Below are 26,209 nucleotides of genomic sequence, written 5' to 3' on the forward strand. Positions count from 1 at the left end.
GACCAGAGTGCGGCGGGTGACCCACCCGCGGTGCTGGCAGTTTGGCCATGATGTGACAGGATTCGGCCATGGTCTGCAGTGGAGTGGAAGGCGTGCGCGGCGCGCACCGCGTGGCCGTGCTCGCCCTGGACGGCGTGTACGCGTTCGAGCTGGGCATCCCGTCCCGGGTGTTCGGCAGCGCGCTGGACGATCGGCGGCACCCGCTCTACGACGTCGTGGTCTGCACGGTGGACGGCCGGCCGGTGCGCACCGACTCCGGGTTCACGGTGTCCGCCGAGCACGGCCCGCAGGCCCTGGCGGAGGCGGACACCGTGGTGATCCCGCCGACCCTGCACTTCGACGAGGGCATGGCGGGCGACGAGCTGCCCGAGCCGGTGACGGCCGCCCTGCGCCGGATCAGGCCCGGCACCCGGATCGTCTCCTTCTGCAATGCCTCGTACGTCCTGGCCGCCACCGGGCTCCTCGACGGCCGCCCCGCGACGACGCACTGGAACGTCGCCCGCGACTTCCAGCGCTCCTTCCCCCGGATCAAGGTCGACGCGGACGTGCTCTTCGTGGACGACGGCGACGTGCTGACCGCGGCGGGCGTCGCCGCGGGCATCGACCTCTGCCTGCACCTGGTGCGCCGCGACCACGGCGCGTCCGTCGCCAACCACGTCGCCCGCGTGTGCGTCGTGCCGCCCTGGCGCGACGGCGGACAGGCGCAGTACATCGAGCGGCCCGTGCCCGAGCCGACGCTCGCCACGACGGCCGCCACGCGCGCGTGGGCCCTCCAGCGGCTCCAGGAGCCGCTGCCCCTGGGCGAACTGGCCGCCCACGCGCGCATGAGCCTGCGCACCTTCACCCGCCGCTTCCAGGAGGAGGTGGGCATGCCCCCGGGGCGCTGGCTCACCGCGCAGCGCATCGAACTGGCCCGCCAGCTCCTGGAGTCGAGCGACCTGCCGGTGGACGTGGTGGCCCACCGGTCCGGCTTCGGGACCGGCAACTCCCTGCGCCAGCACATGCGTTCCGTGCTGGGCGTCTCGCCGCTCGCCTACCGGCGCACGTTCACGGCTGCTTCGTGACCTCGGCCTCGTAGAAGCAGAAGTGGTCCTTGACGGCGGCCACGGCCGCGTGCGGCTCCGGGTAGGCCCACACCGTGTCCGGCGCGTCCGGCAGCGACCAGTAGGAGGCCGTTCCCTTGAACGGGCAGTACGTGTGGGTCTCCGAGGGCGTCAGCAGGTCGACGCGGACGTCCTCCGGCGGAAGGTAGTGGCGGACGGGGTAGCCCGTCTCGTGCAGCAGGAGCGGGCGGCGGCTGTCCGCCACGACCTGCCCGTCCCGCACCACGCGCACGTGGTCGGTGCCCTGCTCGACGGTGATCCGGTGTCCTTCGGTCACGGTGATGCCTCCTGAGCGAGTGGATCGGGTGGAGCGAGTGATCGGTGGAGCGATGGGTCCGGTGGGGCGAGTGGCCCCACCCCTGTCAGCGCTCCTGATGACGGCCTTCTTCCCGCCCGGGGCACTTCCGGCCGCCGGGGTCGGGTGGCCGCCACCCGTCGGCGCCGGGCCGCGTGGCGGACCGTACCGTGGGCGCATGAACATCTGCGTCTTCCTCTCCGCCGCCGACCTCGACGACCGCTACACCCGCCCGGCCCGGGAATTCGCCGAGCTGCTCGGCAGGGGCGGCCACACGCTGGTGTGGGGCGGCTCGGAGAGCGGCCTGATGAAGGTCGTGGCGGACGGCGTCGAGGCGGCGGGCGGCGGCCTCGTCGGCGTCTCCGTGGACTTCCTCGCCGACCGGGCCCGGCAGGTCGCCGCGCCCCACGAGATGGTCGTCGCGCGGGACCTCGCCGAGCGCAAGGCGCTGCTCCTCGCGAAGTCCGACGCGGTCGTGATCATGGTGGGCGGCACCGGCACGCTCGACGAGGCCACCGAGATCCTGGAGCTGAAGAAGCACGGCAAGCACACCAAGCCCGTGGTCCTGCTGAACTCCGAGGGCTTCTACGACGGCCTCAAGGAGCAGTTCCGCCGCATGGAGGACGAGGGCTTCCTGCCCCTTCCCCTCACCGACCTGGTCTTCTTCGCCGAGGAGCCCGTCGGCGCCCTCGCCTACCTGGAGGAGCAGGCCGGCACCCTCTGAGCGGGCCCGCCGGGGGCGGGGTGGGACGATGGGCGCATGGCAACACATGTGATCACCGGCGCCGGCTCCGGCATCGGCGCGGCCGTCGCCCGCCGCCTCCACGCCCGCGGCGACGACCTCGTCCTGCACGCGCGCGACGCGGGCCGCGCCAAGGAGCTCGCCGCCGAGTTCCCCGGCGCGGGCACCCTCGTCGGCGACCTCTCCGACCCCGACAAGCTCTCCTGGGCCTTCGGCCACCAGGCCCTGCCCGCACGCGTGGACTCGCTCCTGCACATCGCGGGCGTCGTCGACCTCGGTCCGGTCGGCGAGCTCACCCCCAAGTCCTGGCGCCACCAGCTCAACGTCAACCTCATCGCCCCCGCCGAGCTGACCCGCCACTTCCTGCCCCAACTGCGGCTCGCCCAGGGGCACGTGCTCTTCGTCAACTCCGGCGCCGGGCTCAGCGCGGGCCCGGAATGGTCCGCGTACGCCGCCTCCAAGCACGGCCTGAAGGCGCTCGCCGACTCGCTGCGGCACGAGGAGCACGCGAACGGCGTCCGGGTCACGTCCGTCTACCCGGGCCGCACCGCGAGCGCCATGCAGGTCAAGGTCCACCAGCAGGAGGGCAAGGAGTACGACGCCGCCCGCTGGATCGACCCCGAGTCGGTCGCCACGACGATCGTCATGGCCCTGGACCTGCCGCGCGACGCGGAGGTCAACGACCTGACGGTGCGGCCCGGGCGATGACGGCGTTCAGTGGGGGCCCGGCGACCGGCGTCGGGTCGATGCCCGGCGGCGACGCCCGCGAGGCCGCGAAGACCGTCACCGGCAGCTTCGAGGGACCCGAACAGGGCATGCCCTACCTCGCCGAGCTGCCCGCGCGCGGACCCGGCGCCGACATGATCGGCCGTACCGCGGGACTCCTCGTCGACCTGTACGCGCGCGTGGAGCCCAGCGGCTGGCGCGTCGGCGACCGCCCCGGCCGCGACACCCGGCGGGCGCGGGCCTGGCTCGGCGAGGACCTCGACGCCCTGGAGGAGTTCACCCAGGGGTACGAGGGACCGCTCAAGGTCCAGGCCGTCGGCCCCTGGACGCTCGCCGCCGCCCTGGAGCTGAAGAACGGCGAGGCCGCGCTCTCCGACCCCGGCGCCTGCCGTGACCTGGCCGGATCGCTCGCCGAAGGCCTGCGCGCGCACCTCGCGGACGTGCGCCGCAGGGTCCCCGGCGCGCAGGTGGTCCTGCAGCTCGACGAGCCCTCGCTCATCGCCGTCCTGCGCGGACGGATCAAGACGGCGAGCGAGTACCGCACGCACCGCGCCGTGGACCGCCAGGTCGTCGAGAGCACGCTGCGGGACGTGCTGGCCGTCCAGGGGGAGCACGGGCCCACGGTGGTGCACTCCTGCGCGCCGGACGTGCCGTTCGCACTGCTGCGCCGCGCCGGCGCCGACGGCATCTCGTTCGACTTCTCGCTCCTCACCGAGCGTGACGACGAGGCGATCGGTGAGGCGGTCGAGGGAGGCACCCGGCTCTTCGCCGGTGTCGTGCCGGGCGTGGACGGCCGATTGTCAGACCCTGCCGGTAGCGTCATGGGTGTCAGGACGCTGTGGCGCAGGCTGGGGCTGAATCCGGGATCACTCGCGGAGTCGGTCGTGATCACTCCGTCGTGCGGGCTCGCGGGCGCATCACCCGCGTACGCGCGCGCGGCGCACGCCCACTGCGTCAGGGCGGCGAGATCGCTCGCAGACAACCCTGAGTAATTGGGTATGACGTAACGGGAGGACGTAACGGTGGCTGTCGAACAGCAAGGCTCTGTGCCCGCCGAGGCACGGGATCAGCATGCCCAGCTGGCCGAACAGATCGAGGAGCACCGCTTCCGGTACTACGTGAAGGATCAACCGGTCGTCAGCGACGCCGAGTTCGACACACTTCTGCGTTCTCTCGAAGCCCTGGAGCAGGAGCACCCGGAGCTGCGCACCCCGGACTCGCCGACCCAGAAGGTCTCCGGTTCGTACGAAACGGAGTTCACCGCGGTCGAGCACCGCGAGCGCATGCTCTCCCTGGACAACGCCTTCGACGACGAGGAGCTCGCCGCCTGGGCCGAGCGCGTCGCCAAGGAGGTCGGCTCGCCGGGATACCACTTCCTGTGCGAGCTGAAGGTGGACGGCCTCGCGGTCAACCTGACGTACGAGGACGGCAGGCTGACCCGGGCCGCCACCCGCGGCGACGGCCGCACCGGCGAGGACATCACGCCGAACGTGCGGACGATCGCGGACATCCCCCAGCGCCTCAAGGGCGACCGCGTCCCCGCCCTCGTGGAGATCCGCGGCGAGGTCTTCTTCCCGATGGAGAAGTTCGAGGAGCTCAACGCCCGCCTGGTCGAGGCCGGCGACAAGCCCTTCGCCAACCCGCGCAACGCCGCGGCGGGTTCGCTGCGCCAGAAGGACCCGCGCGTCACGGCGACCCGCCCGCTGCACATGGTCGTGCACGGCATCGGCGCGCGCGAGGGCTTCGACATCGACTGCCTCAGCCATGCCTACGAGCTGTTGCACGAGTGGGGCCTGCCCACCGCCCAGCACAACAAGCGGGTCGACGACCTCCAGGGCGTGCGGGACTTCATCGCGTACTTCGGGGAGAACCGCCACTCCGTGGAGCACGAGATCGACGGCGTCGTCGTCAAGCTCGACGAGATCCCGCTCCAGGGCCGCCTCGGCTCCACCTCGCGCGCCCCGCGCTGGGCCATCGCCTGGAAGTACGCGCCCGAGGAGGTCAACACCAAGCTGATCAACATCCGCGTCGGTGTCGGCCGCACCGGCCGCGTCACGCCGTACGCCCAGGTGGAGCCGGTCACCGTCGCCGGTTCCGAGGTGGAGTTCGCCACCCTGCACAACCAGGACGTGGTGAAGAAGAAGGGCGTCTTCATCGGCGACACCGTCGTGATCCGCAAGGCGGGCGACGTCATCCCGGAGATCCTCGGCCCCGTCGTGGACCTGCGGGACGGCACCGAGCGGGAGTTCGTGATGCCCGCCGAGTGCCCCGAGTGCGGGACGGCGCTGCGGCCCATGAAGGAGGGCGACATCGACCTCCGCTGCCCCAACGCCCGTTCCTGCCCGGCCCAGTTGCGCGAGCGCCTCTTCTACCTGGCGGGCCGCAAGTCCCTGGACATCGAGAACTTCGGCTATGTCGCCGCGGCCGCGCTGACCAGACCGCTGGAGCCCGCCGAGCCGCCGATCCGCGACGAGGGCGACATCTTCGACCTGAAGGTCGAGGAGCTCCTCCCCATCAAGTCGTACGTGCTGGACCAGGACTCCGGCCTGCCCAAGCGCGACCCCAAGACCGGTGAGGAGAAGGTCGTCACCTTCTTCGCCAACCAGCAGGGCGAGGCGAAGAAGAACACCCTCGCCATGCTGGAGAACATCGCGGCGGCCAAGGAGCGGCCGCTCGCCCGCGTCATCACGGGTCTCTCGATCCGGCACGTCGGCCCGGTGGCGGCCGAGGCGCTGGCCCGCGAGTTCCGTTCCATCGACCGCGTCGAACAGGCCACCGAGGAGGAACTGGCCGCCGTGGAGGGCGTAGGCCCCACCATCGCGGCCTCGCTCAAACAGTGGTTCGCCGAGGAGTGGCACCGGGAGATCCTGCGCAAGTGGCGGGCTGCCGGGGTGCGCATGGAAGAGGAGTCGAGCGGCGAGGACGAGGGTCCCCGTCCGCTGGAAGGCCTCACGGTGGTCGTCACCGGAACGCTGGAGCACCACACCCGGGATGGCGCGAAAGAGGCGCTGCAGACCCGGGGAGCCAAGGTGACCGGTTCCGTTTCGAAGAAGACCGCTTTTGTGGTCGTGGGTGACAACCCGGGATCGAAATACGACAAGGCCATGCAGTTGAAGGTTCCGGTTCTCAACGAGGAAGGCTTCGCTGTCCTGCTCGAACAGGGACCGGACGCGGCAACGGAAGTTGCGCTTCCGACCGAGGAGTAGCGGTTGAAGGCCACCCGTTCAGCGCATACCAGATGCATACGGGTGGCCGGGTCGCATTCGGGCAACCGTAGTCGACCGCTGCCCGTGGAAGCCTTCTGCGGCCTACTGTTGAGGTGTGCGCCTGCCGTGCCCCGCTGCGAACGGGGTATCTCCTGCTCATTCAGAGCGTGGAAGGGGGCATCCCCTGCTCGGCACGAGTTCGGGAGCAGTGCATCTCCTTGCTCGACGCGAGCACGGGGAAGGAAATTCGGACGCGGCCGACCACGGGCCGGGTCCGTGTGGCGTGGGCACCGCCGGCTGTGAGAGGGACGGGAATGGAACCGACCGAGAGCGCCGCCCCGGACTCACGGCTGCGCGCGCGCCTGTGGCGCGCGCCGGGAGCCTGGCTGCGCGGCCGCCGGACCGCGACGACGACCGACCCGGGCACCCCGGGCACCCCGCCCGGCACCCTGAGCACCGCGGTGGAACCCCGTGAGCGCGCCTGGACGTCCGCGGCCGCGTGCGGCGCGGACAGCGGCGCCCTCGCCGGCACCGGCGCCGCCGCCGCGCACGACGCCCGCGAGGCCTGGCCGCTGCTGCCCGTCACGGTCGTCGGCGCGGCCGCCGTGCTGCTCGGCACCGGCTTCTTCCAGGCCGTCACCGGCAGACACGCCCTGTTCCCCACCGGCGCGGCCGGCTGGTCCCTCGCCGTCCTCACCGGCCTCATCGTCGGCCACCTGGTCGCCCTCGGCCGGGACCGCTGGTGGGGCGGCACCGGCTCCGGCGGCGCCCTGACCGTCGCCGTCCTGCTGCTCTACGGCTGGGTGCCGGCCGGCATGGTCAGCCTCACCGTCGTCGTCCTGGTCGGCGTCGCCCGCCGGCACCGCTGGCGCCAGGGCGTGCTGCACGGCGCCGTCGACATCCTCGGCATCGGCGCGGGCGCGCTCGCCTTAGCCGCCTTCGGCACCGCGCCGAGCGCCGAATCGCCCTGGCTGCCCGAGACCTGGGACCTCTACACCGCCCCCCAGGTCGCCCTGGTCGCCGTCGCCTACCTCGCGGTCACCCGCGTCCTGCTCTGGTACGTGCACGCGCCCCGCACCGGCGCCCTGCCCACCGTCACCCGAACGGCCCTGGTCCGCCAAGGTCTGCTCGGCGTCGCGCTGCTCGGCATCGCCCCGCTGATCTGCGTCGTGGCGATCTCCCTGCCGATCCTGCTGCCCCTCTTCGCGATCCCGCTGGTCGCCCTCGACTCCACCCTGTGGATCGCCCGCGCCCGGGCCGAGGAGCAGCTGCGGGACCCGCTCACCGGACTGCCCAACCGCCAGTGGCTCCTGGAGCGCACCTGGACGGCCCTGGACGACGCGGAGCGCCTCGGCGCGCGGTCCGCCCTGATGCTGATCGACATGGACCGCTTCCGCTCGGTCAACGACACCCTCGGCCACCTCGCAGGGGACCGGCTGCTGCTGCAGATAGCGGACCGGCTCCGCGTCGCCCTGCCCCGCGGGGCGGAGGCCGCGCGCCTGGGCGGCGACGAGTTCGCGGTGCTCCTGCCGGTCGCCGACTCCACCACGTCGGCCACCCGGGTGGCGCGCCAGCTGGTCGCGGCCCTCGGCTCCCCGCTCGACCTGGACGGCCTCACCCTCGTCCTGGAGGCCAGCGCCGGCCTCGCCGTCTTCCCCGACCACGCGCTCGACGCGGAGGGCCTGCTGCGGCGCGCGGACGTCGCGATGTACCAGGCCAAGCGCGACCGCACGGGCGTCGAGGTCTACGAGTCCAAGCGGGACTCCAACACCCCCGACCGCCTCGGTCTCCTGGGCGACCTGCGGCGCGCCCTGGACGCGGGCGACGTCGAGCTCCACTACCAGCCCAAGGTCCGCTTCGACGGCAAGGTCGCGGGCCTGGAGGCGCTGGTGCGCTGGGTGCACCCCGAGCGCGGCAAGGTGCCGCCCGACGAGTTCATCGCCATCGCCGAGTCCTCCGGCCTCATGCCGCACCTGACGGAGTACGTCCTGGAGACGGCCCTCGCCCAGGTGGCGAAGTGGCAGGCGCAGGGCCTGAAGGTCCCCGTCGCGGTCAACGTCTCGCCGCGCGACGTGCACACCCCCGGCTTCGCCGGCGCGGTCGCGGCGCGCCTGGCCCGGCACGGCGTCCCCGCGGGCGCCCTGCAGCTGGAGATAACGGAACACGTCCTGCTGGAGGACCCGCAGCGCGCGGCGGACACGCTGGCCGGGCTCACCGGCCACGGCGTCAAGATGTCGCTCGACGACTTCGGCACGGGCTACTCCTCCCTGGTGCACCTGCGCCGCCTCCCGGTCAGCGAGCTGAAGATCGACCGCTCGTTCGTGGCCCGCCTCGCCATCGACAACGAGGACGCGGAGATCGTCCGCTGCACCGTCGACCTCGCCCACTCGCTCGGCCTGCTGGTCGTCGCCGAGGGCGTCGAGGACGACGAGACCTGGGAGCGGCTGCGCGACCTCGGCTGCGACGCGGTGCAGGGCTGGCTGGTCGCCGCGGCGATGCCCGCCGAGGAGACGACGGCGTGGCTGCGGGCGCGCGGCTCGCGCGGCTGGCGCCGCCCCGCGGACGTCGCCGCCGAGGCGGCGGCCTCCGCGGAGGGCTCCGACGTGGGGCAGTCCTCGGGGCACGTGGTCTGACCGGGTCCCGGCCCTTCGGGGGAGGGCCGCGGGGCGGCGGTGGGCAAACCGTTTCACGGGCACACCACACCGCCCCATAGGATTGGGGCCACAACCCGCACACTCACCCCTGAGGACCGCCGCATGCCTGGCATCACGCGCGAGGAGGTCGCCCACCTCGCCCGCCTTGCACGTCTGGAGCTGAAGGCCGAGGAGCTCGACCACTTCGCCGGACAGCTCGACGACATCATCGGCGCGGTCGCCCGCGTCTCCGAGGTCGCCGACCAAGACGTACCGCCGACCTCGCACCCGCTGCCGCTGACGAACGTCATGCGCGCGGACGAGGTCCGTCCGTCGCTCACCCCCGAGCAGGCGCTCTCGGGCGCCCCGGCCCAGGAGCAGCAGCGTTTCAAGGTGCCGCAGATCCTGGGGGAGGACTAAAGAACATGACGGACATCATCAAGCTCACCGCCGCCGAGATCGCGGCGCGGATCGCCTCCGGCGAGCTCACCGCCGTCGAGGTCACCGAGGCCCACCTGGCCCGCATCGAGGCCGTCGACGAGAAGGTGCACGCCTTCCTGCACGTCGACCGCGAGGGCGCCCTCGCGCAGGCCCGCGCCGTCGACGAGAAGCGCGCCAAGGGCGAGAAGCTCGGCCCGCTGGCCGGCGTCCCGCTCGCGCTCAAGGACATCTTCACCACCGAGGGCGTGCCGACCACCGTCGGCTCGAAGATCCTCGAGGGCTGGATCCCGCCGTACGACGCGACCGTCACCAAGCGCCTGAAGGCCGCCGACGTCGTCATCCTCGGCAAGACCAACATGGACGAGTTCGCCATGGGGTCCTCCACCGAGAACAGCGCCTACGGCCCCACCGGCAACCCCTGGGACCTCACCCGCATCCCCGGCGGCTCCGGCGGCGGCTCCAGCGCGGCCCTCGCCGCGTACGAGAGCCCGCTGGCCATCGGCACCGACACCGGCGGCTCCATCCGCCAGCCCGCGGCCGTCACCGGCACGGTCGGCGTCAAGCCGACCTACGGCGGCGTCTCCCGCTACGGCATGGTCGCGTTCTCGTCCTCCCTGGACCAGGGTGGCCCCTGCGCCCGCACGGTGCTCGACGCCGCGCTGCTGCACGAGGTCATCGCCGGGCACGACGAGCTCGACTCGACGTCCATCGACGCCCCGGTCCCCGCGGTCGTCGAGGCCGCGCGCAACGGCAGCGTGGCGGGCATGCGCGTCGGCGTCGTCAAGCAGTTCCGCGGCGAGGGCTACCAGGCCGGTGTCGTGCAGCGCTTCGACGAGTCCGTCGAGCTGCTCAAGTCGCTGGGCGCCGAGATCGTCGAGCTGGACTGCCCGACGTTCGACCTGGCGCTCTCCGCGTACTACCTGATCGCCCCGTCCGAGTGCTCCTCGAACCTCGCCCGCTTCGACGCCATGCGCTACGGCCTGCGCGTCGGGGACGACGGCACCCGGTCCGCCGAGGACGTCACCGCGCTGACCCGCGAGGCCGGCTTCGGCGACGAGGTCAAGCGCCGCGTCATCCTCGGCACGTACGCGCTCAGCTCCGGCTACTACGACGCGTACTACGGCAGCGCCCAGAAGGTCCGCACGCTCATCACCCGCGAGTTCGAGGCGGCCTTCGAGCAGGTCGACGTGATCGTCTCCCCGACGACGCCGACCACCGCCTTCCCGATCGGCGAGCGCGCCGACGACCCGATGGCGATGTACCTGGCCGACCTGTGCACCATCCCGACCAACCTGGCGGGCAACGCCGCCATGTCGCTGCCCTGCGGCCTCGCGCCGGAGGACGGCCTGCCCGTCGGACTGCAGATCATCGCTCCCGCCATGAAGGACGACCGCCTGTACAAGGTGGGCGCCGCCGTCGAGGCCGCCTTCGTGGAAAAGTGGGGGCACCCGCTCCTCGAGGAGGCACCGTCGCTGTGAGTGCACTGAACAAGGCCAAGGGCTTCAAGAAGTCCAAGACCGGTACGTACCTGTCGATCGGCACCACCGCTTTCGGTGCCGTCAGCGTGCTCAAGCAGGCCAAGAAGGCCCGCTATGACCACGACACGCTCCGGCTCGTGGACGCCGTCGTCTCCGCTGCCGCCATCGCCACCGGCGTCGCGCTGCTCTTCCGCGAGCTCAAGCGCCTCGGCGACGACGACGTCCTGCTGGGCTGAGAGGGAAAGTTTCACCGTGACTGTCACTACTGACCTGGTGTCGTACGAGGATGCCCTCGCGACGTACGACCCCGTCATGGGCCTCGAGGTCCATGTCGAGCTCGGCACCAAGACCAAGATGTTCTGCGGCTGCTCCACGGCGCTCAAGCAGGACGCGAACAGCCAGACCTGCCCGACCTGTCTCGGCCTGCCCGGCGCCCTGCCGGTCGTCAACGAGATCGGCGTCGAGTCCGCGATCAAGATCGGCCTCGCGCTGAACTGCGAGATCGCCGAGTGGTGCCGCTTCGCCCGGAAGAACTACTTCTATCCGGACATGCCGAAGAACTTCCAGACCTCGCAGTACGACGAGCCGATCGCCTTCAACGGCTACCTGGACGTCCAGCTGGAGGACGGCGAGATCTTCCGCGTGGAGATCGAGCGCGCCCACATGGAGGAGGACACCGGCAAGTCCACGCACGTCGGTGGCGCGACGGGCCGTATCCACGGCGCCTCGCACTCCCTCCTGGACTACAACCGCGCCGGCATCCCGCTCATCGAGATCGTCACCAAGCCGATCGAGGGCGCGGGCGAGCGGGCCCCCGAGGTCGCCAAGGCGTACGTCGCCGAGCTGCGCGAGCTCATCAAGGCGCTGGACGTCTCCGAGGCCCGGATGGACAAGGGCCAGATGCGCTGCGACGTGAACCTCTCGCTGCGCCCCAAGGGGCAGCAGGAGTTCGGCACCCGCAGCGAGACGAAGAACGTCAACTCGCTGCGTTCGGTGGAGCGCGCCGCGCGCTACGAGATCCAGCGGCACGCCGCGGTCCTCGGCTCCGGCGGCACCATCGTGCAGGAGACCCGGCACTTCCACGAGGAGGACGGCTCCACCACCTCCGGCCGCATCAAGGACAACGCCGAGGACTACCGGTACTTCCCGGAGCCCGACCTCGTCCCCGTCGCCCCGGCCCGCGAGTGGGTCGAGAAGCTGCGGGCCGGCCTGCCCGAGATGCCGCGCGTGCGCCGCAACCGCCTCCGCGAGGAGTGGGGGATCAGCGAGCACGACATGCAGTCGATCCTCAACGCGGGCGCGGTCGACCCGATCGTCGCCACCACCGAGGCGGGCGCCGACGCGGCGTCGGCCCGCAAGTGGTGGATGGGCGAACTGGCGCGCAACGCCAACGAGTCGGGCAAGACCCTGGAGGAGCTCCCCATCACGCCGGCGCACGTCGCCCGGGTGACCGAGCTCGTCGCCGCCGGTGACCTGAACGACAAGCTGGCCCGCCAGGTCATCGAGGGTGTCCTGAAGGGCGAGGGCTCGCCGGACGAGGTCGTCGAGAAGCGCGGCCTGAAGGTCGTCTCGGACGAGGGCGCGCTGACGGCCGCCGTCGACGAGGCCATCGCGGGGAACCCGGGCGTCGCGGACAAGATCCGCGGCGGCAAGGTCGCGGCCGCGGGCGCCCTGGTCGGCGCCGTCATGAAGGCCACCCGTGGCCAGGCCGACGCCGCCCGCGTCAAGGAGCTCATCCTGGAGAAGCTGGGCGTCAGCGAGGGCTGAGGCCCGCTCCGGCAGGCAACTGCGGTACGGGGAAGGGGCGGTGCACCCGAGGGGTGCGCCGCCCCTTTCGCGTGCCCGGCACGCCCTCGGGGCGTTTCCCGTACCCGGCACGCCCTCGGGGCGGTGGGTGCGGCGCGCCCCGTCAACGCCCGCGCGACCGACACCTTTTGGACGTTCACCCCGACTTCGTCCCACGGCCTTCACAGGGAAACCGGACGTCACTAGCGTCCCCGCCGAACAGGTCAATGGATCGTCAGAGAACCATTGGATGTGGACTGGGAGGTCGCACGTGACTCCGGAGATTTCGCGCAGACGTCTGATGGCGATCGGCGGGGGCGCGCTCGGCGCCGCCGCCGTCGGCTCGTTCCTGCCGCCCTCGCTGCAGGAGGCGCTCGCGCACGAGCCGCCGCGGCACGGCGGTCTCGACACGATCGAGCACGTGGTGATCCTCATGCAGGAGAACCGGTCCTTCGACCACTACTTCGGTTCCCTGCGCGGCGTCCGCGGCTTCGGCGACCGCAACGCCGTCCGACTCCCGGGCGGGACCTCGGTGTTCGAGCAGCCCGCGGGCCTGCGCACCGTCCTGCCCTTCCCGGTCCGGCAGGCCGCGCAGACGCAGAAGAAGGACCTCCAGTACATCGGTGCCCTGGACCACTCCTGGGGCGGCGGCGCCAAGGCCTGGCACGACGGCTGGATGGACGGCTGGATCACCGCCAAGACGGCGGCGACCATGGCGTACTACACGCGCGAGGACATCCCGCTGCACTACGAGCTCGCCGACACCTTCACCGTCTGCGACGCCTACCACTCGTCCATCCACACCTCCACCAGCCCCAACCGCAACCACCTGTGGAGCGGGAAGACCGGCTACGAGGCGAACGGCAAGCGGGCCGTCGGCAACGACGCCTACGACGAGGGCACGCACCCCGGCTACGGCTGGGGGACGTACGCCGAACGCCTGGAGAAGGCGGGCGTGAGCTGGCGGACGTACACCGAGTGGGAGAACTTCACCGACAACCAGATCGAGTTCTTCACCACCTTCAAGGCCATCGCCCGCAAGGTCCTGGCCGCGACCGGCCTCACCTACATGGAGGCCTTCTACGCCAAGGTGCGCGACGCGAAGGACGAGGCGGAGCGCGCCCGGCTGCTGGCCGCCCTGGAGGAGGGCGTCGGCACGCTGGACAAGCGTGAGCGGTCCCTCTTCGAGCGCGGTCTGCGCCGCGTGCCGACCGGCACCCTCGCCCAGGAGTTCGCCCGGGACGTCGCCAAGGGCCGGCTCGCGAAGGTCACCTACCTGGTGCCGTCGGCGGTCGACTCCGAACACCCCAGCGTCTCCTCGCCCATCCACAGCGCGACCATCGTCTACAAGGTGCTCGACGCCCTCGCCTCGCACCCCGACGTGTGGCGCCGCACGGCCGTCTTCATCAACTACGACGAGAACGACGGCTTCTTCGACCACGTCCCGCCGCCCGTGCCCGGCGGCGACTCCGCCGAGGAGCGGGAGGAGCGCTGGGAGGGCAGGCCCACCGGGCTCGGCGCGCGGGTGCCGATGCTCGTCGTCTCGCCGTGGACCGTCGGCGGGTACGTCTGCTCCGAGGTCTTCGACCACACCTCCGTCGTCCGGTTCCTGGAGAAGTGGACGGGCGTGCGCGAGCCCAACATCAGCGCCTGGCGCCGCAAGGTCACCGGCGACCTCACCGGCGCCTTCGACTTCCACCGCGGGCACCGCAGGCCCGAGGTGGAGCAGCCCGGCGCCATCCCCCCGTTCAGCGGCCGCTGGTCCCCGCAGCCGCCCCTGAAGCAGGCGATGCCGGTCCAGGAGCCGGGCACCCGCCGCGCGCGCCCGCTGCCCTACCAGCCCGACGCGGACGCCAGGCCCGGCGAGGACGGCACGGTGGAGGTGCGGCTGCGCAACGGCGGCCGCTCCAGCGCGCACTTCGCGCTCTACCCGTACGCCGGCGAGTTCACGATTCCGCAGCACCAGGACGTCGTGCGCAAGGGCGGCTGGACCGTGCCGGTGCCGGGCGACGCGTACGCCTTCACCGTCACCGGACCCAACGGCTTCCGGCGCGAGTTCGCGGGCGGCAAGGGGGACCGGGACGGCGGGGCGCGGCTCGCCTCCGCGATCACCCGCCGCGAGATCCACCTCACCCTGGCCAACCGCGGCCGTCACGACCTCGTCTTCACGGTCAAGCCGCTCGGCTACGTGGAGGAATCGGACATCAGGTCGCGGACGCGTACCGTCCGCGTCAAGGCGCGCAGCAGCCGCACGGTCGCCTGGCACACCGCCGACGAGCACGGCTGGTACGACGTCGAGGTGACCGCGGGCGACGACTCCGCCTTCCGTCGCCGGCTCATGGGCCACATCGAGAACGGGCGCGCGAGCGTCTCGGGCTGAGGCCCGGCGCGCGCCGACGCGCGGGGGCTCCGGGCGGGCCCCCGCGCGCTCCTCGTGCGGCGTGCGCGCACTCCTTGTGCCCTTGTGAGTAAGACCACGAAAGGGACCAAGGATCTTCAAGGGCTGCGAAGGTGACTGCGGCGCTCATGTCGCCACTCATGCGTTCTTTGCGGGCTGTCCAGTTGACCGACTGTCGCTCCGGTGAAGATCCACGAACATCCAGGGAGCCGGTCCGTGGCAGCACTCGCCCGGTGGTGCGTCAGACACCGCCTCGTCGTCGTCCTGCTGTGGCTCCTCGCCCTCGGCGGCACCGCCTCGGCCGCCGCCGTCGCCGGATCCGCGTACTCCAACGACTACGAGGTGCCCGGCACCGAGTCCGGCCGCGCCGGCCGGCTCCTGGCGGACAACTTCCCCGGCCTCGGCGGCGACAGCGACACCGTCGTCTGGCACACCGGACCGGGCACGTCGGCGCGCGCCGCCGACATCGAGCAGACCATGTCCGGCACCCTCGACAAGATCGCCGCCCTGCCCGCGGTGGCCTCCGTGACCGGCCCGTACGACGCCGGGGGCGCCGGACGGATCAGCGCCGACGGCCGCACCGCGTACGCGACCGTCACCTTCCGCGAGCAGGCCGACGACCTCGCGAAGGCCGACGCGCAGGCCGTCGTCGACACCGCAAGGGCCGCCGACTCCGACCACCTCCAGGTCGAGCTCGGCGGCAGCGCCGTCGGGCTCACCGAGTCCAAGAGCGCCCGGACCGCCGAGATCGTCGGGGTGGCCGTCGCCGCGGTCGTCCTCTTCCTCGCCTTCGGCTCGCTCGCCGCGTCCCTGCTGCCCATCGCCACCGCCCTGGTGTCGGTCGGCACCGCCTACGCGGGCATCGTGCTGCTCGGCCACCTGATGACCGTCGCGGACTTCGCCCCGATGCTCGGGACCCTGATCGGGCTGGGCGTCGGCATCGACTACGCCCTGTTCATCGTGACCCGGCACCGCAAGGGCCTCAAGAGGGGCCTGCCGGTGGCCGTCGCCGCCGAACGCGCGGTCGCCACCACCGGCCGCGCCGTGGTCTTCGCGGGCGCCACCGTCTGCATCGCCCTGCTCGGCATGCTCATCCTGCGGCTCGGCTTCCTCAACGGCGTCGCGATCGCCGCCTCGCTGACCGTCGTCCTCACCGTCGCCGCGTCCGTGACGCTGCTGCCCGCCCTCCTCGCCCGGATCGGCCCGCGCGCCCTCAGCCGCCGCGAGCGCCGCCGCCGCGCCGCGCACGGACCCGAACCCGAACTGCCGACCGGGTTCGCCGCCCGCTGGGCGGCCTTCGTGGAGCGCCACCCGCGGCTGCTCGGCGTGCTCGCCGTCCTCGTCATGGCGGTGCTCGCGCTGCCCACCTTCGCCCTCCACCTGGGCACGTCCGACCAGGGCAACAACCCGGCCAAGGCCACCACGCGCCAGGCCTACGACCTGCTCGCCGACGGCTTCGGGCCCGGCGTGAACGGACCCCTGACCGTGGTCAGCGAGGTCTACGGGGCCGGTGACCGGACGGCCCTCGACGACCTCGTCACGACGCTCGGGTCGACCCAAGGGGTCGCCTCCGTCGGCCCGGTGACGTACGCCGACAGCGGGCGCGCCGCCTTCCTCACCGTCGTGCCCGACTCGGCGCCGCAGTCCGAGGCGACCAGCGAGCTCGTCGACCGGCTGCGCGACGACGTGCTGCCCGCGGCCGCCGCGGACAGCTCCCTCGACCCGCAGGTCGGCGGCGTCACCGCGAGCTACGACGACTTCGCGGAGATCATCGTCGGCAAGCTGCCGCTCTTCGTGGGCGTGGTCATCGGCCTGGGCTGCGTGCTGCTCCTGCTCGCCTTCCGGTCGGTCGGCATCCCGCTGAAGGCCGCCGCGATGAACGTCGCCGCGGTCGCCTCCGCGTTCGGCGTCGTCGTCGCGATCTTCCAGTGGGGCTGGGGGAGCGAGCTGCTCGGACTCGGCAGGGCGGGCCCGATCGAGCCCTTCCTCCCCGTGATCATGGTGTCCGTCCTCTTCGGACTGTCCATGGACTACCAGGTCTTCCTGGTCAGCCGGATGTACGAGGAGTGGCTGGAGACCGGCGACAACCGGCGGGCCGTGCGCGTCGGCCTCGCCGAGACCAGCCGTGTGATCAACTCCGCGGCCGTCATCATGATCTCGGTGTTCCTCGCCTTCGTCCTCAGCGGCGACCGGGTCGTCGCGATGTTCGGCATCGCGCTCGCGGCGGCCGTCGCGCTCGACGCGTTCGTGCTGCGCACCCTGCTCGTACCGGCGCTGATGCACCTGCTCGGCGGCGCCAACTGGTGGCTGCCGCGCCGCCTGGACCGCCTCCTGCCGCGCATCAGCATCGAGCCGCCCGAATGTCGTTCGAATCCGGACGGCACGCGTGCGAGGATCCCGGGACGGACGATCCCCGGACAGCGGGACGCAGACGACCACGGGAGTGGGCGGGAGGAGCAGGATGTTCGCGATATCGCTGGCCGAGGGCGCTGAGCTGCGGCCCCTGGAGCCGTATCACGCGCAGGAGTTCCTGGAGCACACGGAGCGGGCGCGGGAGTACGCGGGCCCCTGGGTGCCCTTCACCGCGACGGTGAAGGACCTGGAGTCGGCGCGCAGGCACCTGCAGATCTACGCCGACAAGCAGGCCGCCGACACCGGACGCTTCTACGGCATCTGGCTGGACGGCACCCTCGTCGGCGGAGTCCTCTTCCGGATCTTCGACACCGGCGTCGACGGCTGCGAGATCGGTGTCTGGCTGGAGCCGTCCGCCGCCGGGCGCGGCCTGGTCAACAAGGCGTCCAGGATCCTCATCGACTGGGCCGTGGACGAGCGCGGCATGCACCGCGTGGAGTGGCTCGTCTCCTCGCGCAACGAGCGCAGCAAGGCGGCCGCCAAGCGGCTCGGCTTCGTCAAGGACGGTGTCCTGCGCGAAAGCTTCCCGTGGCAGGGCATCCGGCACGACATGGAGGTCTGGTCCGTCCTCGCGCCCGAGTGGCGGGCGGCCAGGGACGAGCGGGACGCGGCGGACGCGCGTTAAGGAAGCTCTCAGACTCCGTCCGTACGGTGCGGTGCATGGGTACTAAGACAGATGACGCGGCCGCCGCCAAGGGTGCGGCCGGGACCGGGGCCGAGGCCGACGAAGTGACCGGGGCCGGGAAGCCGGAGACGGTCGACGTCACGACGTCCGAAGCGGCCGACGCCGCCGGGCCCGAGGACACGGCGGACGCCAAGACTGCCACGAAGGCCAAGACCGCCCCGCACGCCGACGACACCGCGGTCGATGAGGACGACGACGCGGCCGACCATGACGACGCCGACGACGACCTGGCCGCCGAGCCCGTCGTCGCCCGGTCCACCGGGGTCGGCCAGGGCGCCGCCGCCGTCGTCTCCGCCGCACTCGGCGTGATCGGCCTCTCCGGCGGCTGGCTCGGCACGATCGCGGGCGCTCGCTCGAACATCATGGGCCAGCTGGAGACCAAGCAGTCCGCGAGCGTCTCCGACCAGCTCCAGGCCATGTACGGCGACTCCTGGCAGGCCACCGCACTGATCGCCGGCATCTTCGCGGCCGCCGCGCTCGTCGTCGGCTTCCTGGTGCTCGTGCGCCCGGCCTTCGGCGCCCCCGGCAAGGAGCAGGCGCCGTGGATCAAGTCCGTCGCGTGGGCGGGTGTCGCGCTCGGCGTGATCGGGCTCGTCCTGGCCGTCGCCAAGTACTCCGACCTGCTGCTCGGGCTGCCCTCGGCACCGTCCTGAGCCGTCGGGCCCGCACCTAAGGCACGGGCGGGGCAGGGGCTAAGGCCCCCGCCCCGCCCTTCGTCGTACCTAAGGCCCCCCGCCCCGCACAGATGCGGAACCCGCCCGATGTGGCCGACCCACCTGGGACACGAAAGTGGAGACATCGCCGAGAACGACGGCGGCGACACCACCACCACCCAAGGGGAACGACATGTTCGAGTACGAGATGCACCAGATGCGCGCCGCCGAGCTGGGCCGTGACGCCGCCCACCACCGGCTGCTCGGCGAGGCCCGCAGGATCCGCGCCGCCGCCCGCCGCTCGGCCCGCGACGAAGCCGAGGGGCGGGTGAGCACCCAGCCGTGGAAGAGCCGCTTCACGCGGGCCGCCTGAGGTGACCGGACCGGTACCGGTGACCGCTCCGCGGACAGCGGGTGCCGCACCGCGCACACACTGTGCGATGCTCGCGGCTGTGGAGACCAGGTCCGTCAGCCCGGTGTTCGTCGGCCGAGCCGACGAACTGGGCGTACTCAACGAAGCGCTCGCCCGCGCCACGGGCACCCCACTCGACGGAGTCGGGGGCCGTGGCCCGGGCGAGCCGCAGGCGTTGCTGCTCGGTGGCGAGGCAGGGGTGGGCAAGACCCGCCTCGTCGAGGAGTTCACCGCCGCGGCCGAACGCGGGGGCGCCGTCGTCGCGCTCGGCGGCTGCGTCGAGATCGGCGCCGACGGCCTGCCGTTCGCCCCCTTCGCCACCGCGCTGCGCGCCCTGCGCCGCCGGCTCCCCGACGAGCTGGCCGCCGCGGCCGAGGGGCAGGAGGAAGAGCTCGCGAGGCTGCTGCCCGAGCTCGCCGCCCCCGCCCCGCACGGCCACGCCGCCGCGGGCCGGACCGACGAGCAGAGCATGGCCCGCCTCTTCGAGCTCACCGCGCGCCTGCTGGAGCGCCTCTCCCGCGGCCGCACCGTCGTCCTGGTCCTGGAGGACCTGCACTGGGCCGACGCCTCCACCCGCCACCTCCTCGCCTACCTCTTCCGCACCCTGCGCGGCGGCAGCCTCGTCCTCCTCGCCACCTACCGCGCCGACGACATCCACCGCCGCCACCCGCTGCGCCCCCTGCTCGCCGAGCTGGACCGGCTGCGCACCGTGCGGCGCATCGAGCTCGGCCGCTTCAGCAAGGACGAGGTCGCCCGCCAGATGGCCGGGATCCTCGCGGCCGAACCCGAACAGAACCTGGTCGACGACATCTTCGACCGCTCCGACGGCAACGCCTTCTTCGTCGAGGAGCTCGCCGTCGCCTCCCACGGCACCAGCTGCGCGAGCCTCACCGACTCGCTGCGCGACCTGCTCCTGGTCCGCGTCGAGGAACTGCCCGAGGACACCCAGCGGGTCGCCCGGATCGTCGCCGAGGGCGGCTCCACCGTCGAGTACGAACTGCTCGCCGAGGTCGCGGGGCTCGGCGAGGACGACCTGATCGAGGCGCTGCGGGCCGCCGTCGGCGCCAACATCCTGCTCGCCTCGCCGGACGGCGACGGCTACCGCTTCCGGCACTCCCTGGTCCGCGAGGCCGTCAGCGACGACCTGCTGCCCGGCGAACGCTCCCGGATCAACCGCCGCTTCGCCGAGGCCCTCGAGGCCGACCCCGCCCTGGTCCCCGCCGACCAGCGCGCCGCCCGCCTCGCCACCTACTGGTACTACGCGCACGACGCGGCCAAGGCCCTGCCCGCCGTGCTCAGCGCCTCCGTCGAGGCCGGACACCGGCACGCCTACGCCGAGCAACTGGGCCTGCTCGAACGCGCGATGGAACTCTGGGACGGCGCCCCCGCATCCGTCCGCGACGAACTGCGCCCCGCCGACTACGTCGAGGGCTACCCCGCCTGCGGCTGCGACCCCGGCACCCCGCTGCAGTACCTCGACCTGATGGCGGAGGCCACCGTCGCCGGCCGGCTGTGCGGCGAACGCGACCGCGCCCTGAAGATCACCAAGCGCGCCCTGCGCATCCTGGAGACGGAGCAGGACCCGCACCGCTCCGCCTGGTTCTGGATCGCCCGCTCCCGGCTCGTCTCCACCCTCGGCCGCGGCAACGGCTGGGACGAGATAGCCAAGGCCGAGGAACTGATGCGCGGCCTGCCGCCCTCCGAGGTGCACGCCGACGTCCTGGTCCACCGCGCCTCCTGGGGCATGCTGCACGACCCGGGGCCCGAGACCATGGCCGCCGCCGAACGCGCCGTCGAGTACGCCCGCATGGTCAAGGCCGACACCATCGAGCTCAACGCCCGCCTCACCCGCGGCGCCCTCCTCATCGAGGCCGGCGACCCGGAGCAGGGCCTCGCCGAGATGTACGAGATCCGGGACCGCGTCGTGCGGGAAGCCCTGGTCACCAACCTGAGCCGGGCCCACATCAACCTCCCCTCCTCCCTCGAGGGCGTCGGCCGCTCCGCCGAGGCCGTCCAGGTCGCGATGGAAGGCATCGAGTTCTGCCGGAAGTACGGCCTGATCGACACCGAGGGCTGGGTCTGGGCCAACGCCGCCGAGTCGCTCATCTCGCTCGGCCGCTGGGACGAGGCCGCCGAAGCCGTCGTGCACACCCAGCGCTGCGTCCAGAGTTCCAAGCCGCGCGCCTCCGCCGCCGAACGCACCGCCCGCATGGCCCTCTTCCGCGGCGACCTCACCGCGGCGGCCCAGCACGTCCAGGCCGCCCACCACCATCTCGGCACCCACGATCCCCAACCCCAGTACCTCCTCCTGCTCATCCGCATCGCCCTCGGCATCGCCGCCGCCGAAGGCCGCGTCCTGGACGCCCGCGCCGAGTTCGCCCGCGGCCTCGCCACCGGCCTCCCGCTGGGCACCTACAAGTACGGCTGGCCGCTGGTGCTCGCCGCCGCCGCGACGGAGGCCGACGCCCGCGGCCTGCCCGCCGCCGAACCCGGCCGCCCCGAGGCCGTCGAACAGATCCGCGCGGCCGCCAAGACCCTCGCCACCCCCATCCCGCTCTGGCGCGCCTACGACGAGTGGACCCGCGCCGAGCTGCTGCGCTCCGAGGGCCGCGACCGTCCCGACGACTGGTCCCTCGTGGTCACCGCCCTGGAACCCCTGGACCGCCCCTACGAGCTGGCCCAGGCCCGGCTGCGCCTGGCCGAGTCCCTCCTGGCCCCCGAATCCACCGACCGCGACCGCGCCGCCCACCTGCTGCGCCAGGCCGGTGAGGTCGCCGAGCGGCTCGGCACCCGGCCGCTCGCCGACTCCGTCACCGGCCTCGCCCAGCGGGCCCGGCTGACCCTGAACCCGGCCGAGACGCCCCGCGCCACCGCCGTCCCCGCCGACCCGGCCGAGGCGCTCGGCCTGACCAGCCGGGAGCGGGACGTGCTGCGGCTGGTCGCGGTGGGCCGCAGCAACCGCCAGATCGCCGAGGAGCTCTTCATCTCCCCGAAGACGGCGAGCGTGCACGTCTCCAACATCCTCGCCAAGCTGTCCCTCACCGGCCGCGGCGAGGCGGCCGCCCTCGCCCACCGGCTGCGGCTCTTCCCGGTGGAGGACCCGTCGGTCGTGGGCTGACCTGCGGGTTTCCCGCCCCGGTGGGTTCTGGGCCGACTCGCTTACGCTTGACGGCAGGAGCTCCACGTCAGGGAGGCGCAGTGTTCAACGCGATAGAGGCCCTGTTCGCGCCGGGGCGCAAGCACACCGACGACGAACAGAAGCGTCTGGAGCTGACGCGCGTCGACCTCGCGGACGGCGACCCCGGCCGCGGACCCATCGACCTGTCCTCGGGCACGGTCGTCGTACGGGCCCCCGTGCCGTCACCGCGCGGCGACGCGACGGCGGACACCGAGGCGGAGCCGGACGGCGCGGAGCCGGGGGACGGCGCCGAGTCACCGGGCGGTGACAGCCACCGGGACAGCGAGGTGGCACCGGGCAATTGACCCGGCCCCCTCCCGGCCCCCTCTCGACACCCGGCCCACTCACACCCGGCTCACCCGCACCTAGCTCACCCGTACCTCCAGGATCTTGTCGTCGCCCTTCTCCGGGGTGCCCCGCGAATCCGTCTCGTTGGTGACGACCCACAGCTTGTCGCCGCCCGCCGCGAGCACCGTGCGCAACCGGCCGTACTCGCCCTTCAGGAATGCCTGGGGCTCCGGCTCGCCGTCCACACCCCGCACCGGGATCCGCCACAGCCGCTCGCCGCGCAGGCCCGCCATCCACACCGACCCCTCCGCGTAGGCGACCCCGCTCGGTGAGGCCTCCGACGTCTTCCACTGGGCCACCGGATCGCGGAAGCCCTCCTCGCCCGCCTTGCCCTCGGCGTCCGGCCAGCCGTAGTTGCCGCCGGACGTGATCTCGTTCAGCTCGTCCCAGGTGTTCTGCCCGAACTCCGAGGCCCACAGCCGCTTCTGCTCGTCCCAGGCCAGGCCCTGCACATTGCGGTGCCCGTACGAATAGACGGGGGAGTCGCCGAAGGGATTGTCCGGGGCCGGCTCGCCGTCCGGGGTCAGGCGCAGGATCTTGCCGCCCAAAGACTTCTTGTCCTGGGCGAGGTCCGTGTCGCCCGTCTCGCCCGCGCCCGCGTACAGCATCTTGTCGGGGCCGAACGCGATCCGGCCGCCGTTGTGGATGGTGCCCTTGGGGATGCCCTTGAACACCGTGTCGGGAGCGCCCAGCTGCTCGCCCTCGGGCTTCTTCTCGTCGTACAGCATGCGGGCGATGCGGTTGTCGGACTCGGTCGTGAAGTACGCGTACACCAAGTGGTCCGATGCGTACGTGGGGGAGAGCGCGAGGCCCATCAGGCCGCCCTCACCGGCGGGGGAGACCCCGGGCACCGAGCCGAGCTCCGTCTTCTTGCCCGACGTGCCGTCGACCCGGGTGATCGTCCCCTCGTCGCGCGAGGACACCAGGAGGTCGCCGTCGGGCAGCGCCGCGAGGCCCCAGGGGGACTTCAGATCGGTGGTGAGCGTACGGGTGACCTTCGCGGAGCCCTTCTCCGGTGGGGCCTCGGCGCCGGGCTTACCGGTGGGGGAACGACCGGACTCGTCCGTGGCCGACGGACTCTCGCGGCGGTCGGGACCGTCGCCCTCGCCGGACGAGCATCCGGCCGCGAACACGAGGGAGGCAGCGGCCAGCACGGCCGTCACAGCAGGTCGTCGCACGATGAGGATCCCTTCGACGCAGCGGTTCTACTGTTCATACACCGCTCACGCCCCGCAGGTTCCCTTTCCCGGACCACGAGATCCCGAGTCCCCCCGCCCCGGCACACCGCAGCCTCCCGGCCCGTGCCGCGCAGGCCTTCCCCACTCCGGCACACCGCGGCCTCCCGGCCCGCTGCCGCACAGGCCCCTCAGCCTCCTCAGCCGCTCAGCCGCTCAGCCCCCTCAGCCCCCTCAGCCCCTCAGTCCCACGACCCCAGCGCCTCGGGCAGCGCCGCTATCTCCGCGAGGTCCGCCGCCGTCAGCCGCACCGCCGCCGCGCCCGCGTTCTCCACCGCCCAGCGCTCCCGCTTGGCCCCGGGGATCGGCACGACATGACGGCCCTGCGCGAGCACCCACGCCAGCGCGACCTGCGCCGGCGTCGCCCCGTGCCGCTCCGCGACCCGCCGCAGCCCCACCACCAGCGGCTGGTTGGCCGCCATCATCTCGGCGGTGAACCGCGGGTGGCGGGCCCGCAGGTCGTCCGGCTCGAAGCCCTGCCCCGGTGTCAGCGTCCCGGTGAGGAAACCGTTCCCCAGCGGCATCGCGGCGAGCAGCCCGATCCCGCGCGCCACGCACCACGGCAGCAGCGCCTCCAGGGCCTCCGGCGACCACACCGACAGCTCCGCCTGCACCGCGCTCACCGGGAAGACCTGCTGCACCCGCTCCAGTTGCCGGATCGTCGCGTCGTGCAGGCCGGGTCCCGGCCGCCCCGGCGCCGGACGCCGGTGCGCCCGTACCCCCATCGCGCACAGCCCGAGCGCCCGCACCTTCCCCGCCGCCACGAGCTCGGCCATCGCGCCCCAGGTCTCCTCGACGGGCACCTCGGGGTCGGCGCGGTGCAGTTGGTACAGGTCGATGGTGTCCGTCTGCAGCCGCCGCAGTGACGCGTCGCAGGCCCGTTTCACATAGCCGGGGCGGCCGTTGGCGACGATGTGCTGCTCGCCCACGAGCAGCCCGCACTTCGTCGACACGAACGCCTCGCCGCGCCGCTCCTTGAGCACCCGGCCGATCAACAGCTCGTTGGTGAAGGGCCCGTACATGTCCGCGGTGTCCAGCAGCGTCACCCCCGAGCCGTCCGCACCGGCCGCCGCGGCGGCCGCGGCGGCTGCGTCCAAGGCCGCGTGCACCGTGCGCAGCGAAGCGTCACCGCGCTGCCGCGAGCCGGTGTACGCCCAGCTCATCGGCATGCAGCCGAGTCCGACGGCACCCACTTCGAGCGCCCCCGCGCCGATCGTCCTGCGCTCCACCTGGCCGTGCCCTCCCGCCCCTCGTTCGGTGATCATCCAAACTATCCGCTGCCGCCGCGGCCCCGAGCGCGGCCTCCCCACGGGCGCCGCGCGGCCGGTGCGCATTAGCCTCCTGGCCATGAGCACAGACGTATGGCTTCCGTTTGAAGCACACGAGATCGACGGCCTGCCCGACGCCGGGGAGGCGGCCCTCACCTACCGTTTCTGGGACGGCGGACCTGAGTTCCCCGCGGACCCGGCCGACTGCGCCTTCTATGTGGTGCCCTACATGAAGGACTCGGAGACCGCCGTACGTCCGCTGTCCGCGATGACGTCCGTACGCGTCGTACAGACCCTGACCGCGGGCATCGACCACGTACAGCCGGGCATCGCCTCGCTCGCGCCGGGCGTGCGGCTGTGCAACGCCCGCGGTGTGCACGACGCCAGCACCGCCGAGCTCGCGCTCACCCTGACCCTCGCCTCCCTGCGCGGCATCCCGCGGTTCGTCGAGGGACAGCGGCAGGAGGAGTGGCACTCCGGCTTCTACCCGGCGCTCGCCGACAAGTCCGTGCTCATCGTGGGCTACGGGGCGATCGGTTCCGCCGTCGAGGACAGGCTCGCTCCCTTCGAATGCGCGCGGGTGGCGCGCGTCGCGCGCTCCGCCCGTGCCACGGAGCGCGGCCCCGTGCACCCGCTCGCCGACCTGCCCGGTCTGCTGCCCGACGCGGACGTCGTGATCCTCTCGACACCGCTGACCGACACCACGCGCGGGCTGGTGGGAGCGGACTTCCTGACCCGCATGAAGGACGGCGCGCTGCTCGTGAACGTCTCGCGCGGACCCGTGGTCGACACCAAGGCGCTGCTGGCCGAACTGGAGTCGGGCCGGATCACCGCCGCCCTCGACGTGACCGACCCCGAACCGCTGCCCGCGGGCCACCCGTTGTGGCACGCTCCGGGAGTGCTCGTCAGCCCGCACGTGGGCGGTTCCTCGTCCGCGTACCTGCCGCGCGCCAAGCGTCTGCTGGCCGCGCAGCTGACCCGGTTCGCCGCCGGGCAGCCTCTCGACAACATCGTGCTGACGACGGGCAGTTGATCACCCGAGTGATCGCCCCGGAGCGCTTCGTGCACGCTCCGCACCTGTCCGCGTGCGCCCCGTGTCCACTTCAATGTCGACAGTCACTGAGCGTAGAGGTGCTATGTCCCTGAGTGACGAGTCTGGTGTATCGTCCCGACAGGGGATGCGCCGTGGACCCTTCGGCGCCGGGGACGAG

The 26,209-nt window shown here is 72.6% G+C and carries 21 protein-coding genes; 18 read left to right on the top strand and 3 right to left on the bottom strand.

What is annotated here, in order from left to right:
- Positions 1-68: 68 nt before the first annotated feature.
- Positions 69-1,064, top strand: coding sequence for a helix-turn-helix domain-containing protein (locus tag ACFYXE_RS05720; RefSeq protein WP_361179623.1), 996 nt, complete (start codon positions 69-71; stop codon positions 1,062-1,064).
- On the opposite strand, the gene ACFYXE_RS05725 is transcribed toward ACFYXE_RS05720, so the two are convergent.
- Positions 1,048-1,380, bottom strand: coding sequence for a DUF427 domain-containing protein (locus tag ACFYXE_RS05725; RefSeq protein ID WP_361179625.1), 333 nt, complete (start codon positions 1,378-1,380; stop codon positions 1,048-1,050). The two genes, ACFYXE_RS05720 and ACFYXE_RS05725, sit on opposite strands and share 17 nt — an antisense overlap.
- A 196-nt stretch (positions 1,381-1,576) precedes the next feature.
- Here ACFYXE_RS05725 and ACFYXE_RS05730 point away from each other — a divergent pair, with 196 nt between their 5' ends.
- The 16 genes from ACFYXE_RS05730 (at position 1,577) to ACFYXE_RS05805 (ending at position 22,452) form a co-directional block, all read left to right on the top strand.
- Complete coding sequence (locus ACFYXE_RS05730) at positions 1,577-2,122, top strand: TIGR00730 family Rossman fold protein (RefSeq protein WP_361179627.1); 546 nt, start codon at positions 1,577-1,579, stop codon at positions 2,120-2,122.
- Positions 2,123-2,158: 36 nt separating this feature from the next.
- Positions 2,159-2,848 (top strand): SDR family oxidoreductase, encoded by a 690-nt coding sequence (locus ACFYXE_RS05735; protein WP_361179629.1) that lies wholly within the window; start codon positions 2,159-2,161, stop codon positions 2,846-2,848.
- On the top strand, positions 2,845-3,858 hold the full coding sequence (locus ACFYXE_RS05740) for a methionine synthase (protein WP_389309104.1): 1,014 nt from the start codon (positions 2,845-2,847) through the stop codon (positions 3,856-3,858). Before ACFYXE_RS05735 ends, ACFYXE_RS05740 begins: the two co-directional genes overlap by 4 nt.
- A gap of 30 nt (positions 3,859-3,888) precedes the next feature.
- Positions 3,889-6,072, top strand: a complete 2,184-nt coding sequence (gene ligA / locus ACFYXE_RS05745; RefSeq protein WP_389309106.1) for an NAD-dependent DNA ligase LigA — start codon at positions 3,889-3,891, stop codon at positions 6,070-6,072.
- Between the two features lie 314 nt (positions 6,073-6,386).
- Positions 6,387-8,705, top strand: a complete 2,319-nt coding sequence (locus tag ACFYXE_RS05750) for a putative bifunctional diguanylate cyclase/phosphodiesterase (protein ID WP_389309108.1) — start codon at positions 6,387-6,389, stop codon at positions 8,703-8,705.
- A gap of 123 nt (positions 8,706-8,828) precedes the next feature.
- A complete protein-coding gene (gatC, locus tag ACFYXE_RS05755; protein ID WP_010984178.1) occupies positions 8,829-9,125 on the top strand; it encodes an Asp-tRNA(Asn)/Glu-tRNA(Gln) amidotransferase subunit GatC in 297 nt (98 codons plus the stop codon).
- A 5-nt stretch (positions 9,126-9,130) separates the two neighbouring features.
- Positions 9,131-10,624: an Asp-tRNA(Asn)/Glu-tRNA(Gln) amidotransferase subunit GatA gene (gene gatA, locus ACFYXE_RS05760; RefSeq protein ID WP_389309111.1), complete on the top strand. Its 1,494-nt coding sequence runs from the start codon at positions 9,131-9,133 to the stop codon at positions 10,622-10,624.
- Positions 10,621-10,860, top strand: coding sequence for a hypothetical protein (locus ACFYXE_RS05765; RefSeq protein ID WP_361179732.1), 240 nt, complete (start codon positions 10,621-10,623; stop codon positions 10,858-10,860). Before gatA ends, ACFYXE_RS05765 begins: the two co-directional genes overlap by 4 nt.
- A gap of 16 nt (positions 10,861-10,876) precedes the next feature.
- A complete protein-coding gene (gene gatB / locus ACFYXE_RS05770) occupies positions 10,877-12,391 on the top strand; it encodes an Asp-tRNA(Asn)/Glu-tRNA(Gln) amidotransferase subunit GatB (protein WP_389309114.1) in 1,515 nt (504 codons plus the stop codon).
- Between the two features lie 289 nt (positions 12,392-12,680).
- Positions 12,681-14,789 (top strand): phosphocholine-specific phospholipase C, encoded by a 2,109-nt coding sequence (locus ACFYXE_RS05775; protein WP_389309116.1) that lies wholly within the window; start codon positions 12,681-12,683, stop codon positions 14,787-14,789.
- Between the two features lie 234 nt (positions 14,790-15,023).
- Positions 15,024-17,300 (top strand): MMPL family transporter, encoded by a 2,277-nt coding sequence (locus tag ACFYXE_RS05780; protein WP_389309118.1) that lies wholly within the window; start codon positions 15,024-15,026, stop codon positions 17,298-17,300.
- Positions 17,269-17,844, top strand: a complete 576-nt coding sequence (locus tag ACFYXE_RS05785) for a GNAT family N-acetyltransferase (RefSeq protein WP_389309120.1) — start codon at positions 17,269-17,271, stop codon at positions 17,842-17,844. The genes ACFYXE_RS05780 and ACFYXE_RS05785 overlap by 32 nt, the downstream gene beginning before the upstream one ends.
- A 35-nt stretch (positions 17,845-17,879) precedes the next feature.
- The gene (locus ACFYXE_RS05790; protein WP_389309122.1) at positions 17,880-18,557 is read left to right on the top strand and encodes a hypothetical protein; all 678 of its coding nucleotides are present in this window, start codon (positions 17,880-17,882) and stop codon (positions 18,555-18,557) included.
- Positions 18,558-18,750: 193 nt separating this feature from the next.
- Positions 18,751-18,930 (top strand): hypothetical protein, encoded by a 180-nt coding sequence (locus ACFYXE_RS05795; RefSeq protein WP_361179714.1) that lies wholly within the window; start codon positions 18,751-18,753, stop codon positions 18,928-18,930.
- A gap of 67 nt (positions 18,931-18,997) precedes the next feature.
- Complete coding sequence (locus ACFYXE_RS05800; RefSeq protein WP_389309124.1) at positions 18,998-22,087, top strand: AAA family ATPase; 3,090 nt, start codon at positions 18,998-19,000, stop codon at positions 22,085-22,087.
- A gap of 80 nt (positions 22,088-22,167) precedes the next feature.
- A complete protein-coding gene (locus ACFYXE_RS05805) occupies positions 22,168-22,452 on the top strand; it encodes a DUF6191 domain-containing protein (RefSeq protein WP_389309126.1) in 285 nt (94 codons plus the stop codon).
- 60 nt (positions 22,453-22,512) lie between these two features.
- Here ACFYXE_RS05805 and ACFYXE_RS05810 read toward each other — a convergent pair whose 3' ends face one another.
- Together ACFYXE_RS05810 and ACFYXE_RS05815 are read right to left on the bottom strand one after the other, a co-directional pair.
- On the bottom strand, positions 22,513-23,673 hold the full coding sequence (locus ACFYXE_RS05810; protein ID WP_389309128.1) for a PQQ-dependent sugar dehydrogenase: 1,161 nt from the start codon (positions 23,671-23,673) through the stop codon (positions 22,513-22,515).
- Positions 23,674-23,912: 239 nt separating this feature from the next.
- On the bottom strand, positions 23,913-24,959 hold the full coding sequence (locus ACFYXE_RS05815) for an aldo/keto reductase (RefSeq protein ID WP_389309589.1): 1,047 nt from the start codon (positions 24,957-24,959) through the stop codon (positions 23,913-23,915).
- A gap of 118 nt (positions 24,960-25,077) precedes the next feature.
- Here ACFYXE_RS05815 and ACFYXE_RS05820 point away from each other — a divergent pair, with 118 nt between their 5' ends.
- Positions 25,078-26,031, top strand: a complete 954-nt coding sequence (locus tag ACFYXE_RS05820; RefSeq protein ID WP_389309130.1) for a 2-hydroxyacid dehydrogenase — start codon at positions 25,078-25,080, stop codon at positions 26,029-26,031.
- Positions 26,032-26,209 lie beyond the last annotated feature (178 nt).

This window comes from Streptomyces sp. NPDC002564 (assembly GCF_042889645.1).
Lineage (GTDB): Bacteria > Actinomycetota > Actinomycetes > Streptomycetales > Streptomycetaceae > Streptomyces.

What these genes read in the sequence shown, in the direction of transcription:
- ACFYXE_RS05720 (WP_361179623.1), top strand. Translation starts at nt 69, where the DNA reads ATGGTCTGCAGTGGAGTGGAAGGCGTGCGCGGCGCGCACCGCGTGGCC.
- ACFYXE_RS05730 (WP_361179627.1), top strand. Translation starts at nt 1,577, where the DNA reads ATGAACATCTGCGTCTTCCTCTCCGCCGCCGACCTCGACGACCGCTAC.
- ACFYXE_RS05735 (WP_361179629.1), top strand. Translation starts at nt 2,159, where the DNA reads ATGGCAACACATGTGATCACCGGCGCCGGCTCCGGCATCGGCGCGGCC.
- ACFYXE_RS05740 (WP_389309104.1), top strand. Translation starts at nt 2,845, where the DNA reads ATGACGGCGTTCAGTGGGGGCCCGGCGACCGGCGTCGGGTCGATGCCC.
- ACFYXE_RS05750 (WP_389309108.1), top strand. Translation starts at nt 6,387, where the DNA reads ATGGAACCGACCGAGAGCGCCGCCCCGGACTCACGGCTGCGCGCGCGC.
- gatC (WP_010984178.1), top strand. Translation starts at nt 8,829, where the DNA reads ATGCCTGGCATCACGCGCGAGGAGGTCGCCCACCTCGCCCGCCTTGCA.
- gatA (WP_389309111.1), top strand. Translation starts at nt 9,131, where the DNA reads ATGACGGACATCATCAAGCTCACCGCCGCCGAGATCGCGGCGCGGATC.
- ACFYXE_RS05785 (WP_389309120.1), top strand. Translation starts at nt 17,269, where the DNA reads ATGTTCGCGATATCGCTGGCCGAGGGCGCTGAGCTGCGGCCCCTGGAG.
- ACFYXE_RS05790 (WP_389309122.1), top strand. Translation starts at nt 17,880, where the DNA reads ATGGGTACTAAGACAGATGACGCGGCCGCCGCCAAGGGTGCGGCCGGG.
- ACFYXE_RS05795 (WP_361179714.1), top strand. Translation starts at nt 18,751, where the DNA reads ATGTTCGAGTACGAGATGCACCAGATGCGCGCCGCCGAGCTGGGCCGT.
- ACFYXE_RS05800 (WP_389309124.1), top strand. Translation starts at nt 18,998, where the DNA reads ATGCTCGCGGCTGTGGAGACCAGGTCCGTCAGCCCGGTGTTCGTCGGC.
- ACFYXE_RS05820 (WP_389309130.1), top strand. Translation starts at nt 25,078, where the DNA reads ATGAGCACAGACGTATGGCTTCCGTTTGAAGCACACGAGATCGACGGC.